We start from the raw sequence: 12,653 nt of genomic DNA, 5'->3' as shown, positions 1-12,653 counted from the left end.
ATGCCCAAACGTATTCTGCAAGGCACCGTGACCAGCGACGCCAACGCACAGACCGTGACCGTCCTGGTGGAGCGTCGCTTCACCCATCCGGTTCTGAAGAAAACCATCCGTAAGTCCAAGAAATACCGGGCTCACGATGAAAAGAACGCTTTCAAGGTCGGCGACACTGTCCGCATCATCGAATGCGCGCCGAAATCGAAAACGAAACGCTGGGAAGTTCTGGAAGCCTAAGAGCCTGATCCTTCAGGCTCCTGGCGACTAGGCCTCTTGGCACAGTCGAAACCCTGGGGATACCGCCACGCATCGGCGCCCCAAAGGTCGGGAGAAACCACATGATCCAGATGCAAACCAATCTGGATGTTGCTGACAACTCCGGCGCTCGCCGGGTTCAGTGCATCAAGGTTCTGGGTGGTTCCAAGCGTAAATACGCCTCCGTCGGCGACATCATTGTCGTCTCGGTGAAGGAAGCCATCCCGCGCGGCCGCGTGAAGAAAGGTGACGTCCGCAAGGCCGTCGTCGTGCGCACCGCCAAAGAAGTCCGTCGCGAAGACGGCACCGCGATCCGTTTCGATCGCAACGCCGCCGTCATCCTGAACAACAACAACGAGCCGGTCGGTACCCGTATCTTTGGCCCGGTTGTTCGTGAACTGCGCGCGAAGAACTTCATGAAAATCATCTCGCTGGCTCCGGAGGTGCTGTAATCATGGCCGCAAAACTCCGCAAAGGCGACAAGGTCGTCGTGCTGGCCGGCAAGGACAAGGGCAAAGAGGGGACCATCTCCTCGGTTGACCCGAAAGCCGGCAAAGCTGTTGTCGACGGCGTGAACATCGCCATCCGTCACACCCGCCAGACCCAGACCTCGCAAGGTGGCCGCCTGCCCAAGGCACTGCCGATCGACCTCAGCAACCTGGCGCTGCTGGACAAGAACGGCAAGGCAACCCGCGTCGGCTTCCGCATGGAAGGTGACAAGAAGGTCCGTTTTGCCAAGACCACGGGGGACGTGATCGATGCTTGATGCTGCAAACTATACCCCGCGTCTGAAAGCACAGTACGCAGAAACCATCCGGGCCGCTCTGAAAGAAGAGTTCGGCTACAAGAACGACATGATGATCCCCAAGCTGGACAAGATCGTTCTGAACATCGGCTGCGGCGCCGAGGCGGTGAAAGACAGCAAGAAGGCCAAATCGGCTCAGGAAGATCTGAGCAAGATTGCCGGCCAGAAAGCCATCACCACCACGGCCAAGAAGTCGATCGCCGGTTTCCGCGTTCGCGAAGACATGCCGATGGGTGCCAAGGTAACCCTGCGCGGCGAGCGTATGTATGAATTCCTCGATCGCCTGATCACCATCGCGATGCCCCGCATCCGCGACTTCCGTGGTGTGAAGCCCTCGTTCGATGGCCGTGGCAACTTTGCCATGGGGATCAAGGAGCACATCGTGTTCCCGGAAATCGACTTCGACAAGGTCGACGAAGTCTGGGGCATGGACATCATCATCGCCACCACTGCGAAAACCGACGCCGAAGCCAAGAGCCTGTTGAAGCATTTCAACATGCCCTTCAACGCCTAAGCGCGCGAGGATTAGACATGGCTAAGAAAAGCATGATCGAACGCGAGAAGAAGCGCGAGCGCCTGGTGGCACAATATGCCGCAAAGCGCGCCGAGCTGAAAGAAATCGCAAACGACGAGAGCCGCCCGATGGAAGAGCGCTTCAAGGCGCGTCTGCAACTGGCGAAACTGCCGCGCAACAGCTCGGCAACCCGTCTTCACAACCGCTGCCAGCTTACCGGCCGTCCGCACGCTTACTATCGTAAGCTCAAGGTCAGCCGGATCATGCTGCGCGAGCTGGGGTCTGCTGGTCAGATCCCCGGCATGGTGAAATCGAGCTGGTAAGGAGAGAGTGATATGAACGATCCTATCGGCGATATGCTCACCCGTATCCGCAACGCTCAGCTGCGCGGCAAGACCACGGTCAGCACCCCCGGCTCGAAACTGCGCGCCTGGGTTCTGGATGTGCTGGCGGACGAAGGCTATATCCGCGGCTATGAGAAGTCGACGGATGCCAATGGCCACCCGACGCTGAACATCGAGCTGAAATACTACGAAGGCGAACCCGTCATTCGCGAACTGAAGCGGGTGTCGAAACCCGGTCGTCGCGTTTACATGGGCGTCAAGGACATCCCCTCGGTCCGTCAGGGCCTGGGCGTGTCGATTGTCAGCACTCCGAAAGGTGTGATGTCGGACGCAAACGCTCGCTCCAACAATGTTGGCGGCGAAGTGCTCTGCACCGTCTTCTAAGGAGGTCTGCAAATGTCTCGTATTGGTAAGAAACCGGTCGAGCTGCCCAGTGGCGTTTCCGCCTCTGTGTCGGGCCAGACCATCGAAGTGAAGGGCCCCAAGGGCGCCCGCAGCTTCACCGCCACCGACGACGTGACCATCACCGTCGACGGCAATGTGGTGAGCGTCACCCCCCGTGGCATGTCCAAGCGGGCACGCCAGCAGTGGGGCATGTCGCGCACCATGGTGGCCAACCTCGTCGCCGGCGTGACCGAAGGCTTCAAGAAAGAGCTGGAGATCACCGGTGTGGGTTACCGCGCCAACGCCCAGGGCAACACGCTCAAGCTGAACCTCGGCTACAGCCACGATGTCGACTTCGCCGTTCCGGCGGGCGTCACCGTGAGCACCCCGAAGCAGACCGAGATCGTTGTCGAAGGCATCGACCAGCAACAGGTTGGTGAAGTGGCTGCGAAAATCCGCGAGTGGCGTTCGCCCGAGCCGTACAAAGGCAAGGGTATCCGCTACAAGGGCGAGTTCATCTTCCGCAAAGACGGCAAGAAGAAGTAAGGACGCGAACAATGGCAAACAGCAAACGTACCCTGTTTCTGAAACGCCGCCTGCGCGTTCGGAACAAGCTTCGCAAGGTCAACGCCGGGCGCCTGCGCCTGAGCGTGCACCGCTCGAACAAGAACATCAGCGCCCAGCTGATCGACGACGTTCGCGGCGTGACCCTGGCGGCAGCCTCGACCATGGAAAAGGACCTTGGCGTTGTTGGCAAGAACAACGTCGAAGCGGCCAAGAAGGTGGGCGCGGCAATCGCCGAGCGCGCCAAGAAGGCTGGCATCGAAGAGGCCTATTTCGATCGTGGCGGCTTTCTGTTCCACGGCAAGGTGAAGGCTCTGGCCGACGCCGCGCGTGAAGGCGGTCTGAAGATCTAAGACCTGAGGGGGGCGCCTGCCGCCCCCCCGATGATCCGGGGCCGCGCCCGCGTGGCCACCAGGGATCGGAGACAACGGCGCCCAGGCGCCAACAGAGAAAGAGGAATGCCGCATGGCAGAACGTGAAAACCGCCGGGGCAACCGTCGCGACCGCGAGGAAGCAGCCCCCGAATTCGCCGACCGTCTGGTCGCGATCAACCGCGTGTCGAAAACCGTCAAGGGCGGTAAGCGCTTCGGCTTCGCCGCTCTGGTGGTCGTGGGCGATCAGAAAGGCCGCGTCGGCTTTGGCAAGGGCAAGGCGAAAGAAGTGCCCGAGGCCATCCGCAAGGCAACCGAGCAGGCCAAGCGCCAGATGATCCGCGTGCAGCTGCGCGAAGGCCGCACCCTGCATCACGACATCGAAGGCCGTCACGGCGCCGGTAAGGTCGTCATGCGCGCCGCGCCCGAAGGTACCGGTATCATCGCCGGTGGTCCGATGCGTGCCGTGTTCGAAATGCTGGGCGTCAAGGACGTCGTGTCCAAGTCGCTGGGCAGCGCGAACCCCTACAACATGATCCGCGCCACCATCGACGGCCTGAAAAAAGAGCAGAGCCCGCGTTCGGTCGCACAGCGTCGTGGCAAGAAGGTCGCCGACATCCTGCCCAAGCGGGACGAAGCACCGGCTGCTGAAGCCGCTGAAGCCTAAGGAGACGCACCCATGGCAAAAACCATCGTCGTCAAGCAGATCGGCTCGCCGATCCGCCGCCCCGCCGACCAGCGCGCAACCCTGGTTGGTCTGGGCCTGAACAAGATGCACAAGACCCGCGAGCTGGAGGATACCCCCTCGGTCCGCGGCATGATCCGCAAGATCCCGCATCTGGTCGAGATCGTCGAAGAGCGCGGCTAAGCCCCTCTCGATGGACAGTTGAAACGCCCCCGGTTCGCCGGGGGCGTTTTCGTTTGCGCCGCGCGGATCAATTTCGCGTGTGCGGACATGGCGCGGGATGCGCCGCCGCTCTTTGCCGCATACCCTGCGCCTCATGGCACGCATCGACTATTTCTATTCCGCCCATTCCGCCTATGCCTATCTCGGCGCGCAGGAGCTTTATCGCGTCTGCGCCGCTCATCCCGGTACAGAGCTGGTGCATCGCCCCATCCTGCTCAGCCCGGTGGTCGAGGCGGTGGGCGGCCTGTCCTTCGCCGCGCGCAGCCAGGCGCATGTCGACTATTTCTTTGGCCGTGAGATCGAACGCTGGGCCGAATGGCGTGGGCTGCCGGTGATCGACCACCGCCCGACCTATCATGACAACCCGCTGGATCTGCCCAACGGTTTGATCATCGCCGCGCAGCGGGACGGATTGGATGTGAACGCGCTGTCCTTTGCGATACTCCAGGCGCATTGGCGCGACGATGCGGATATCGCCGATCCCCGACTGTTGAGCGAGTTGCTGGCGCGACTGGACCTGCCGGTCGAGTCGCTGTTGGCGGCGGCCCGATCCGTCCCGGCAATCGACGAGCAGGCCGTCAATACGCAAGAGGCGATCGACCGCGCGCTGTTCGGCTCGCCGACCTATGTGGTCAATGGCGACCCATTCTATGGCCAGGACCGGCTGGAACTGATGGCCCGCGCCCTGACGCGGCCGTTTCGGCCCGGCAATTGGCACAATCCGCCGGTTGGCTGAGCCAAGCCATGCCGCCGCTGCATGGCGGCTAGACCAAAGCACCTCTTGCTGATGCTGCGGCGCAGCACTATCTGCCAGCCATGTTCGGAATGCCCGAAAAACAGGCAGTGGGGAAGGGCCCTGCTGCATCCGTATGAGGTAAGAGAAAATGGCATATGCAACCGTGACCGCCGACCGCGCCCCCTCTGTGGTGGCCCGCGTCCTGTCCGCCCTGAAATCGACCCGCGCCACCTGGGCCCGGAACGCCGCCTACAAGCGTACGTTCAACGAGCTGGACCGCCTGTCGAACCGGGAACTGGCAGATATCGGCATCCGCCGTTGCGATATCGAGGATATCGCCCGCTTTCACGTCTATGGTGCCTGATCGGCCCATCTGACGGACTGCTGCACCGCCCTCGGAAATCCGGGGGCGTTTTGCATTTCGGGGCGCTTGCATGACAGGCTTTCAGCGTCTATACGCCCCCGGTGGCCGCAAGGCCGCGAGAATCAACAAGCAAGAAATGCCGAGGTTGGCCCGTCACGCTTCGTGGGTCACATCCGGCGACGGAGAAGCGATATGAAACTGCATGAACTCAGCGACAATCCGGGCGCAGCCAAGAAACGGATGCGCATCGGCCGTGGCCCCGGCTCGGGCAAGGGCAAGATGGGTGGCCGTGGTATCAAGGGTCAGAAATCCCGTTCGGGTGTGGCCATCAATGGCTATGAAGGCGGCCAGATGCCGCTCTATCAGCGTCTGCCCAAGCGTGGCTTCAACAAGCCCAACCGCAAGGCATTCGCCGTGGTCAACCTGGGCCTGATCCAGAAATTCGTCGAAGCCGGCAAGCTGGACGGCGCCGCCGCCATCACCGAGGACGCGCTGGTCGCATCCGGCCTGGTGCGCCGCAAGCTGGACGGCATTCGCGTGCTGGCCAAGGGCGATTTCAACGCCAAGCTGAACATCGAAGTCACCGGCGCGTCGAAATCGGCTGTCGAGGCTGTCGAAAAGGCGGGCGGCTCGCTGAAGGTCACAAACGCTGCTGCGGCAGAGTAACGGCTTGTGAGCGGGCGCCGACCCGCTTACATAGACACCCAAGTTTTCCAAAACGCCGCCCGAGCCGGAAAACGGTTCCGGGCGGCGTTTGCATCAGAGAGACCGATACAACATGGTATCAGCAGCAGAACAAATGGCGGCCAACACCAGCTGGTCCGCCCTGGGCAAGGCCACGGACCTGCGCAATCGGATCCTGTTCACGCTGGGGCTTCTCATCGTCTATCGTCTGGGCACGTTCATTCCCGTGCCGGGCATCGACGGTGTGGCGCTGCGCGAGTTCATGGAACAGGCGGGGCAGGGCATCGGCGGCATGGTGTCGATGTTCACCGGCGGCGCGCTTGGGCGGATGGGCATCTTTGCCCTGGGCATCATGCCCTATATCTCGGCCTCGATCATCGTTCAGCTGCTGACCGCCATGGTCCCCTCGCTTGAGCAACTCAAGAAAGAGGGCGAACAGGGCCGCAAGAAGATCAACCAGTATACCCGTCTCGGCACCGTGGCCCTGGCCACCGTGCAGGCCTATGGCCTTGCGGTCTCGCTGGAATCGGGCGACCTGGCCACCGAACCGGGCATGTATTTCCGCTTTGCCACCATGATCACCCTTGTGGGTGGCACCATGTTCCTGATGTGGCTGGGCGAACAGATCACCGCGCGCGGCATCGGCAACGGCGTCTCGCTGATCATCTTTGTCGGCATCATTGCCGAGGTTCCCGCCGCGCTGGCACAGTTCTTTGCCAGCGGCCGTTCGGGCGCGATCAGCCCCGCCGTGATCATCGCCATCATCCTGATGGTGATCGCGGTCATCACATTCGTCGTGTTCATGGAACGCGCCCTGCGCAAGATCCACATCCAGTATCCCCGCCGTCAGGTGGGCATGAAGGTCTATGACGGCGGCTCCAGCCACCTGCCGGTCAAGGTCAACCCCGCAGGCGTGATCCCCGCGATCTTCGCAAGCTCGCTGCTGCTCTTGCCGGTGACCATCTCGACCTTCTCCTCGGGCGCGGCCAACGGGCCGGTGATGTCCTGGCTTCTGGCAAATTTCGGCCCCGGACAGCCGCTCTATCTGCTGTTCTTCGTGTCGATGATCGTGTTCTTTGCCTATTTCTACACCTTCAACGTCTCGTTCAAACCCGATGACGTTGCGCAGAACCTGAAGAACCAGAACGGCTTTGTCCCCGGTATCCGTCCGGGCAAGAAGACCGCCGAATATCTGGAATACGTGGTCAACCGCGTGCTGGTGCTGGGCTCGGCCTATCTGGCCGCCGTCTGCCTGCTGCCCGAGATCATGCGCGGCCAGTTCAACGTGCCGTTCTATTTCGGCGGCACCTCGGTGCTGATTATCGTCTCGGTGACCATGGACACGATCCAACAGGTCCAGAGCCATCTGCTGGCACACCAGTACGAAGGTCTGATCGAAAAATCGCAGCTTCGCGGCAAGAATCGCAAGCGCACGAACAGGAAGGGACCGGCGCGTCGATGAACATCATTCTGTTGGGACCCCCGGGTGCGGGCAAAGGCACCCAGGCGCGGCATCTGGTCGAAACACGTGGCATGATCCAGCTGTCGACCGGTGACATGCTGCGCGAGGCGCGCACGTCTGGCACCGAAATGGGCCAGAAGGTCGCTGCCATCATGGATGCGGGCAAGCTGGTCACCGACGAGATCGTGATCGGCCTGATCGAGGAGCAACTGACCACCAAGAAAGGTGCCGGTTTCATCTTCGACGGGTTCCCCCGCACCCTGGCCCAGGCCGACGCGCTGGCCGCGTTGCTGGCCAAGCACGGCCAGTCGCTGCATACCGTGATCGAAATGCGCGTCGATGACGAGGCGCTGGTCAGCCGGATCACCGCCCGCTCGACCTGCGGCGGCTGTGGCGAGGTCTATAACGACATCACCAAACCGATCCCGGCCGATGGCAAGTGCAGCAATTGCGGCAGCACCGAGTTCAAGCGCCGTGCCGACGACAACGAGGACAGCCTGCGCACCCGGCTGATGGAATATTACAAGAAAACGTCACCCTTGATCGGCTATTACTATGCCAAGGGCGACCTGCGCCCGGTCAACGGGCTCGCCGATATCAAGGAAGTGACCGCCTCGATCGAGGCGATACTGGGCTGACATGGGTTAGGGGCTTGACGGCCCCTTCAAAAGCCCATATCGACCACCATCCCCTCGGGGAATCAACCGCGCGGACGGGATTCGTTCCATTTGCGCAAGACCACCTCAAATAATGCTGGATCTACTGGCGACACTGCCATGGTCAAGCGTTGTGAAAAAAGGTTCTGGCGCTACGGAACCGCAACGAAAAGGAAAGTGACACGTGGCACGTATTGCCGGCGTAAACATCCCGACTGCCAAACGGGTACCCATCGCCCTCACCTATATCACCGGTATCGGCAACACCACGGCGAAAGCCATTTGCGAAGCCGTGGGCATCGACGCGACCCGTCGTGTGAACGAGCTGAGCGATGCCGAGGTTCTGGCCATCCGCGAGCATATCGACGCCAACTACAGCGTCGAAGGCGACCTGCGTCGTGAAGTTCAGATGAACATCAAGCGCCTGATGGACCTGGGCTGCTATCGCGGTCTGCGTCACCGCCGCAACCTGCCGGTTCGCGGTCAGCGGACCCACACCAACGCTCGTACCCGCAAAGGCCCCGCAAAGGCCATTGCCGGCAAGAAGAAATAAGGGGGCGTTGAGATATGGCACGCGATAAGACCCGCACCACGAAGAAAAAAGAACGCAAGAATATCGCATCGGGCGTGGCCCATGTGAACTCGACGTTCAACAACACCAAGATCCTGATCTCGGATGTGCAAGGCAACGCCATCTCGTGGTCGTCGGCTGGCACGATGGGCTTCAAGGGATCGCGGAAATCGACCCCCTACGCCGCACAGCTGGCTGCCGAAGATGCCGGCCGCAAGGCGCAGGATCATGGCGTCAAGACGCTGGAAGTCGAAGTTCAGGGCCCCGGTTCGGGCCGTGAATCGGCTCTGCGCGCTCTGGCTGCCGTGGGCTTCAACATCACGTCGATCCGCGACGTGACCCCGATCGCCCACAACGGTTGCCGCCCGCCGAAGCGCCGCCGCGTCTAAGCGACCCAGGAATTACGCTGGGGCCGTGTCTGGTACACGGCCCCAGCACGCCGTTTGAAACCTCGGGCGTTTGCACCTTGCTGGACATGGGGTGCGAACAGGAATGGAGGGATTACATGATCCACAAGAACTGGGCAGAACTGATCAAGCCGACCCAGCTTGAGGTCAAGCCGGGCAACGATCCGGCACGCCAGGCGACCGTGATCGCCGAACCGCTGGAACGCGGTTTCGGTCTGACGCTGGGCAACGCGCTGCGCCGCATCCTGATGAGCTCGCTGCAAGGCGCGGCCATCACCAGCGTGCAGATCGACAACGTCCTGCACGAGTTTTCGAGCGTCGCCGGTGTGCGCGAAGACGTCACCGACATCATCCTCAACCTCAAGCAGGTCTCGCTGCGCATGGATGTCGAAGGGCCCAAGCGCCTGTCGATCAATGCCAAGGGCCCGGCTGTCGTCACCGCCGGTGACATCAGCGAAAGCGCCGGTATCGAGATCCTGAACCGCGACCACGTGATCTGTCACCTGGACGATGGTGCCGACCTGTTCATGGAACTGACCGTGAATACCGGCAAGGGCTATGTCTCGGCCGACAAGAACCGCCCCGAAGACGCGCCCATCGGCCTGATCCCGATCGACGCGATCTATTCGCCGGTCAAGAAGGTCGCCTATGACGTGCAGCCCACCCGCGAGGGCCAGGTGCTGGATTATGACAAGCTGACCATGAAGATCGAAACCGACGGTTCGATCTCGCCGGACGATGCCGTGGCCTATGCCGCGCGTATCCTTCAGGACCAGCTGTCGATCTTCGTCAACTTCGACGAGCCGGAATCGGCTGGCCGCCAGGACGACGATGACGGTCTGGAGTTCAACCCGCTTCTGCTCAAGAAAGTGGACGAGCTGGAACTGTCGGTGCGTTCGGCCAACTGCCTCAAGAACGACAATATCGTCTATATCGGCGACCTGATCCAGAAGACCGAAGCCGAGATGCTGCGCACCCCGAACTTCGGCCGCAAGTCGCTGAACGAGATCAAGGAAGTGCTGTCGGGCATGGGCCTGCACCTGGGCATGGATGTCGAGGACTGGCCGCCGGACAACATCGAAGATCTGGCCAAGAAATTCGAAGACGCGTTCTGAGAACAAGGGGCGGGCGAACAGCCCGCCCTGCAAATGCCCGGACCTGCCGGGGAACATCAGGGCCAATGCCCCAAGGAGAGCCGGTGACACGCATCGCCGGTCGGACAAAGCAAAACGCAAGTTAGGAGATAGAAAATGCGTCACGCACGTGGTTACCGCCGCCTCAACCGCACCCACGAACACCGCAAGGCCCTGTTTGCCAACATGGCGGGCTCGCTGATCGAGCACGAACAGATCAAGACCACCCTGCCCAAGGCCAAGGAACTGCGCCCGATCGTCGAAAAGCTGATCACGCTGGGCAAGCGCGGTGACCTGCACGCGCGCCGTCAGGCCGCAGCACAGCTGAAAGAGGACAAGGACGTCGCCAAGCTGTTCGACGTTCTGGCAGAGCGTTACAAGGATCGTCAGGGCGGTTATGTCCGCATCCTGAAGGCCGGCTTCCGTTATGGCGACATGGCGCCGATGGCGATCATCGAATTCGTCGATCGCGACGTCGATGCCAAGGGTGCCGCAGACAAGGCCCGTCTGGCCGAAGAAGAGGCAGCCGCCGAAGAATAAGCTTTCCGGGACATGTCCCGATTGCGCCCCGCCCGGTCCACCGGGCGGGGTTTTTCGTTTCCGGCGTGTGTTGCCCCGGCTTGACTGCGCTTCTACCGTGAAAGCATGACCAACTCTGTTGCTGCGGGTTATTCGGGTCGACCGCTGGTGGCCAAGCTGGGGTTCAAGCCCGGCTGGATCGTCCGCGCCGTCAACGCGCCACCCCACTACGCCGACCTGATGGCCGAGGCGGTGGATATCGTCTTTGACCCCGGCGCCCGAGATGCCGATGCGGCGCATCTTTTCCTGCACGGTCCCGAACTTCTGGCCGAGGCCGTCGCGACCGAGATCGCCCATTTGCGGGTAGGCGGCATGTTGTGGCTGTCCTGGGCCAAGAAGTCCTCGCCCCAACACGCGGGCATCACCGAGGACCTGCTGCGCGACGAGGTGCTGCCGCTGGGCTGGGTCGATGTAAAGGTCTGCGCCATTGATGCGGACTGGTCCGGGCTGAAATTCCTGCGCCGCCGGGGTTGAGCGCGCGGCTTGCATTTGTGGCCCATGCCCCGCATATCGCAGGGGACTGCAAATGGAGGTCCCATGATCCGCGCCATCCTGCTTTGTCTGCCGTTTGTCCTGGCCGCGCCGGTTCAGGCGGAAACCCGGGTGCCGACCTCGCAGGCCGAGATCGGGTTGGGCTTTGCCCCGGTGGTCAAGAAAGCAGCCCCCGCCGTGGTCAACATCTATGCCCGCATCATCACCGCAGGGCGGCAAAGCCCGATCTTTGACGACCCCTTCTTTCGCGATTTCTTTCGCGGATTTGGGACGCCGCAGCCGCGGGTTCAGAACTCGCTGGGATCGGGCGTGATCCTGTCGGATGACGGCTATGTCGTGTCCAATTACCACGTGGTCGGCATGGCTTCGGAGATCCGGGTGGTCACCACCGACCGGCGCGAGTTCACCGCACAGGTGGTGTTGGGCGACGAGGAGAGCGATATCGCCATCCTGCGCCTGGACGAGGCGCGCGATCTGCCGTCTCTGGCGCTGCGCGACAGCGATCATGTCGAGGTGGGCGAACTGGCGCTGGCCATTGGCAACCCGTTTGGCGTGGGCCAGACCGTCAGCAGCGGCATCGTCTCGGGGCTGGCACGTTCCGGGGCGGCCACCGGCAACGGGCGAGGCTATTTCATCCAGACCGATGCGCCGATCAATCCGGGCAATTCGGGCGGGGCGCTGATCGACGTGAATGGCGATCTGATCGGCATCAATACCTCGATCCTCAGCCGGTCGGGCGGCTCGAACGGGATCGGCTTTGCCATCCCCGCCAATCTGGTGGCCGAATTCCTGCGTCAGGCCCGGCAGGGCAACAGCAGTTTTGCCCAGCCCTGGGCCGGGATCGCGGGTCAGCCGATGACCGCCGACATTGCCGACTCGCTGGGGCTGGGCCTGCCCGAGGGGGTGGTGATCTCGGACCTGCATCCCGACAGCCCGCTGGCGCGGGCGGGCTTTGCCGTGGGCGATGTGGTGACCGAGGTCGATGGACAGGCGGTCAATTCTCCGGCCGAGATGAAGTTCCGCATGTCGGTGGCCGGGATCGGTGGCGAGGCGCGGATGACCCGGCTGCGGCAGGGACAGCGCGAGACCCTGACAGTGGCCCTGATCGAGGCGCCCGATACGCCCCCCGCGCAGGAAACCACGCTGACGGATCGTACCGCACTGCCCGGCCTGACCGTGGCCCGGCTGAACCCGGCCGTGATCGCGCGCCTTGGCCTGCCGTTGTCGGCGCGAGGGGTCGTGGTGCTTGACCCCGGCCCCTATGGCGCGCGGGCGGGGTTGCGACCGGGTGACGTGCTGGGCGCGATCAATGGCGACGCGGTTGAAACCCCGCGCGATGTGGAACGGGCGCTGACCGAGACCGGGCGCCGGGTGCAGATCGACCTGCAACGGCGGGGCCAATGGGTCTCGCTGCGGTTCCGGCTCTGAGCG

At 62.4% G+C, this 12,653-nt stretch carries 21 protein-coding genes; all 21 read left to right on the top strand.

Annotated features, from left to right (window positions below; all coding sequences use genetic code 11):
* The 21 genes from rpsQ to MB818_RS16045 all read left to right on the top strand — a co-directional run bounded on the left by rpsQ (position 1) and on the right by MB818_RS16045 (position 12,650).
* The gene (rpsQ, locus tag MB818_RS16145; RefSeq protein WP_011046254.1) at positions 1 to 231 is read left to right on the top strand and encodes a 30S ribosomal protein S17; all 231 of its coding nucleotides are present in this window, start codon (positions 1 to 3) and stop codon (positions 229 to 231) included.
* A 101-nt stretch (positions 232 to 332) separates the two neighbouring features.
* On the top strand, positions 333 to 701 hold the full coding sequence (rplN, locus tag MB818_RS16140) for a 50S ribosomal protein L14 (RefSeq protein ID WP_005621870.1): 369 nt from the start codon (positions 333 to 335) through the stop codon (positions 699 to 701).
* Positions 702 to 703: 2 nt separating this feature from the next.
* Complete coding sequence (gene rplX, locus MB818_RS16135; protein WP_234140497.1) at positions 704 to 1,015, top strand: 50S ribosomal protein L24; 312 nt, start codon at positions 704 to 706, stop codon at positions 1,013 to 1,015.
* Entirely contained in the window at positions 1,008 to 1,568 is a 561-nt protein-coding gene (rplE, locus tag MB818_RS16130; protein ID WP_234140498.1) for a 50S ribosomal protein L5, read from the top strand. Before rplX ends, rplE begins: the two co-directional genes overlap by 8 nt.
* A 17-nt stretch (positions 1,569 to 1,585) precedes the next feature.
* Positions 1,586 to 1,891, top strand: a complete 306-nt coding sequence (gene rpsN, locus MB818_RS16125; protein WP_234140500.1) for a 30S ribosomal protein S14 — start codon at positions 1,586 to 1,588, stop codon at positions 1,889 to 1,891.
* Positions 1,892 to 1,903: 12 nt separating this feature from the next.
* Positions 1,904 to 2,296, top strand: a complete 393-nt coding sequence (rpsH, locus tag MB818_RS16120) for a 30S ribosomal protein S8 (protein ID WP_234140501.1) — start codon at positions 1,904 to 1,906, stop codon at positions 2,294 to 2,296.
* 12 nt (positions 2,297 to 2,308) lie between these two features.
* Positions 2,309 to 2,842, top strand: a complete 534-nt coding sequence (rplF, locus tag MB818_RS16115; protein ID WP_234142733.1) for a 50S ribosomal protein L6 — start codon at positions 2,309 to 2,311, stop codon at positions 2,840 to 2,842.
* Positions 2,843 to 2,853: 11 nt separating this feature from the next.
* Complete coding sequence (gene rplR / locus MB818_RS16110; protein WP_234140503.1) at positions 2,854 to 3,213, top strand: 50S ribosomal protein L18; 360 nt, start codon at positions 2,854 to 2,856, stop codon at positions 3,211 to 3,213.
* A 112-nt stretch (positions 3,214 to 3,325) separates the two neighbouring features.
* Positions 3,326 to 3,898, top strand: coding sequence for a 30S ribosomal protein S5 (gene rpsE / locus MB818_RS16105; RefSeq protein WP_011046261.1), 573 nt, complete (start codon positions 3,326 to 3,328; stop codon positions 3,896 to 3,898).
* 12 nt (positions 3,899 to 3,910) lie between these two features.
* Positions 3,911 to 4,099, top strand: coding sequence for a 50S ribosomal protein L30 (rpmD, locus tag MB818_RS16100; protein WP_234140505.1), 189 nt, complete (start codon positions 3,911 to 3,913; stop codon positions 4,097 to 4,099).
* Positions 4,100 to 4,232: 133 nt separating this feature from the next.
* A complete protein-coding gene (locus MB818_RS16095; RefSeq protein ID WP_238905736.1) occupies positions 4,233 to 4,874 on the top strand; it encodes a 2-hydroxychromene-2-carboxylate isomerase in 642 nt (213 codons plus the stop codon).
* Between the two features lie 148 nt (positions 4,875 to 5,022).
* Positions 5,023 to 5,238, top strand: coding sequence for a DUF1127 domain-containing protein (locus MB818_RS16090; protein WP_234142737.1), 216 nt, complete (start codon positions 5,023 to 5,025; stop codon positions 5,236 to 5,238).
* Between the two features lie 192 nt (positions 5,239 to 5,430).
* A complete protein-coding gene (gene rplO, locus MB818_RS16085) occupies positions 5,431 to 5,904 on the top strand; it encodes a 50S ribosomal protein L15 (protein WP_234140516.1) in 474 nt (157 codons plus the stop codon).
* Between the two features lie 112 nt (positions 5,905 to 6,016).
* Positions 6,017 to 7,384 (top strand): preprotein translocase subunit SecY, encoded by a 1,368-nt coding sequence (gene secY / locus MB818_RS16080; protein ID WP_011046265.1) that lies wholly within the window; start codon positions 6,017 to 6,019, stop codon positions 7,382 to 7,384.
* The gene (locus tag MB818_RS16075) at positions 7,381 to 8,022 is read left to right on the top strand and encodes an adenylate kinase (RefSeq protein WP_234140524.1); all 642 of its coding nucleotides are present in this window, start codon (positions 7,381 to 7,383) and stop codon (positions 8,020 to 8,022) included. The genes secY and MB818_RS16075 overlap by 4 nt, the downstream gene beginning before the upstream one ends.
* Before the next feature lie 202 nt (positions 8,023 to 8,224).
* Positions 8,225 to 8,593 carry a 30S ribosomal protein S13 gene (rpsM, locus tag MB818_RS16070; RefSeq protein ID WP_234140526.1) on the top strand — a complete coding sequence of 123 codons (369 nt, stop codon included), beginning with the start codon at positions 8,225 to 8,227 and terminating at the stop codon, positions 8,591 to 8,593.
* A 14-nt stretch (positions 8,594 to 8,607) separates the two neighbouring features.
* Positions 8,608 to 9,000 (top strand): 30S ribosomal protein S11, encoded by a 393-nt coding sequence (gene rpsK, locus MB818_RS16065; protein ID WP_011046269.1) that lies wholly within the window; start codon positions 8,608 to 8,610, stop codon positions 8,998 to 9,000.
* A 116-nt stretch (positions 9,001 to 9,116) separates the two neighbouring features.
* Entirely contained in the window at positions 9,117 to 10,133 is a 1,017-nt protein-coding gene (locus tag MB818_RS16060) for a DNA-directed RNA polymerase subunit alpha (protein WP_234140529.1), read from the top strand.
* A gap of 135 nt (positions 10,134 to 10,268) precedes the next feature.
* Positions 10,269 to 10,691, top strand: coding sequence for a 50S ribosomal protein L17 (rplQ, locus tag MB818_RS16055; RefSeq protein ID WP_011046271.1), 423 nt, complete (start codon positions 10,269 to 10,271; stop codon positions 10,689 to 10,691).
* A gap of 105 nt (positions 10,692 to 10,796) precedes the next feature.
* Positions 10,797 to 11,204 carry a hypothetical protein gene (locus MB818_RS16050; RefSeq protein WP_234140532.1) on the top strand — a complete coding sequence of 136 codons (408 nt, stop codon included), beginning with the start codon at positions 10,797 to 10,799 and terminating at the stop codon, positions 11,202 to 11,204.
* 63 nt (positions 11,205 to 11,267) lie between these two features.
* The gene (locus MB818_RS16045; RefSeq protein ID WP_234140533.1) at positions 11,268 to 12,650 is read left to right on the top strand and encodes a trypsin-like peptidase domain-containing protein; all 1,383 of its coding nucleotides are present in this window, start codon (positions 11,268 to 11,270) and stop codon (positions 12,648 to 12,650) included.
* The last annotated feature ends 3 nt before the right edge of the window (positions 12,651 to 12,653 follow it).

The organism is Ruegeria alba, from assembly GCF_022321465.1.
GTDB classification, from domain to species: Bacteria; Pseudomonadota; Alphaproteobacteria; order Rhodobacterales; family Rhodobacteraceae; genus Ruegeria_B; species Ruegeria_B alba.
The sequence above is the reverse complement of the archived record's forward strand: the minus strand, read 5'-3'. Positions and strand labels throughout refer to the sequence as shown.

Excerpts from the sequence above, each read along its gene's own strand:
- MB818_RS16095 (WP_238905736.1), top strand. The coding sequence starts at position 4,233 with ATGGCACGCATCGACTATTTCTATTCCGCCCATTCCGCCTATGCCTAT.
- MB818_RS16060 (WP_234140529.1), top strand. The coding sequence starts at position 9,117 with ATGATCCACAAGAACTGGGCAGAACTGATCAAGCCGACCCAGCTTGAG.
- rplX (WP_234140497.1), top strand. The coding sequence starts at position 704 with ATGGCCGCAAAACTCCGCAAAGGCGACAAGGTCGTCGTGCTGGCCGGC.
- rpsN (WP_234140500.1), top strand. The coding sequence starts at position 1,586 with ATGGCTAAGAAAAGCATGATCGAACGCGAGAAGAAGCGCGAGCGCCTG.
- MB818_RS16045 (WP_234140533.1), top strand. The coding sequence starts at position 11,268 with ATGATCCGCGCCATCCTGCTTTGTCTGCCGTTTGTCCTGGCCGCGCCG.
- rplO (WP_234140516.1), top strand. The coding sequence starts at position 5,431 with ATGAAACTGCATGAACTCAGCGACAATCCGGGCGCAGCCAAGAAACGG.
- rpsQ (WP_011046254.1), top strand. The coding sequence starts at position 1 with ATGCCCAAACGTATTCTGCAAGGCACCGTGACCAGCGACGCCAACGCA.
- MB818_RS16050 (WP_234140532.1), top strand. The coding sequence starts at position 10,797 with ATGACCAACTCTGTTGCTGCGGGTTATTCGGGTCGACCGCTGGTGGCC.
- MB818_RS16090 (WP_234142737.1), top strand. The coding sequence starts at position 5,023 with ATGGCATATGCAACCGTGACCGCCGACCGCGCCCCCTCTGTGGTGGCC.
- MB818_RS16075 (WP_234140524.1), top strand. The coding sequence starts at position 7,381 with ATGAACATCATTCTGTTGGGACCCCCGGGTGCGGGCAAAGGCACCCAG.
- rpsK (WP_011046269.1), top strand. The coding sequence starts at position 8,608 with ATGGCACGCGATAAGACCCGCACCACGAAGAAAAAAGAACGCAAGAAT.
- rplE (WP_234140498.1), top strand. The coding sequence starts at position 1,008 with ATGCTTGATGCTGCAAACTATACCCCGCGTCTGAAAGCACAGTACGCA.
- rplN (WP_005621870.1), top strand. The coding sequence starts at position 333 with ATGATCCAGATGCAAACCAATCTGGATGTTGCTGACAACTCCGGCGCT.
- rpmD (WP_234140505.1), top strand. The coding sequence starts at position 3,911 with ATGGCAAAAACCATCGTCGTCAAGCAGATCGGCTCGCCGATCCGCCGC.
- rpsE (WP_011046261.1), top strand. The coding sequence starts at position 3,326 with ATGGCAGAACGTGAAAACCGCCGGGGCAACCGTCGCGACCGCGAGGAA.
- secY (WP_011046265.1), top strand. The coding sequence starts at position 6,017 with ATGGTATCAGCAGCAGAACAAATGGCGGCCAACACCAGCTGGTCCGCC.
- rpsH (WP_234140501.1), top strand. The coding sequence starts at position 1,904 with ATGAACGATCCTATCGGCGATATGCTCACCCGTATCCGCAACGCTCAG.
- rplF (WP_234142733.1), top strand. The coding sequence starts at position 2,309 with ATGTCTCGTATTGGTAAGAAACCGGTCGAGCTGCCCAGTGGCGTTTCC.
- rplQ (WP_011046271.1), top strand. The coding sequence starts at position 10,269 with ATGCGTCACGCACGTGGTTACCGCCGCCTCAACCGCACCCACGAACAC.
- rplR (WP_234140503.1), top strand. The coding sequence starts at position 2,854 with ATGGCAAACAGCAAACGTACCCTGTTTCTGAAACGCCGCCTGCGCGTT.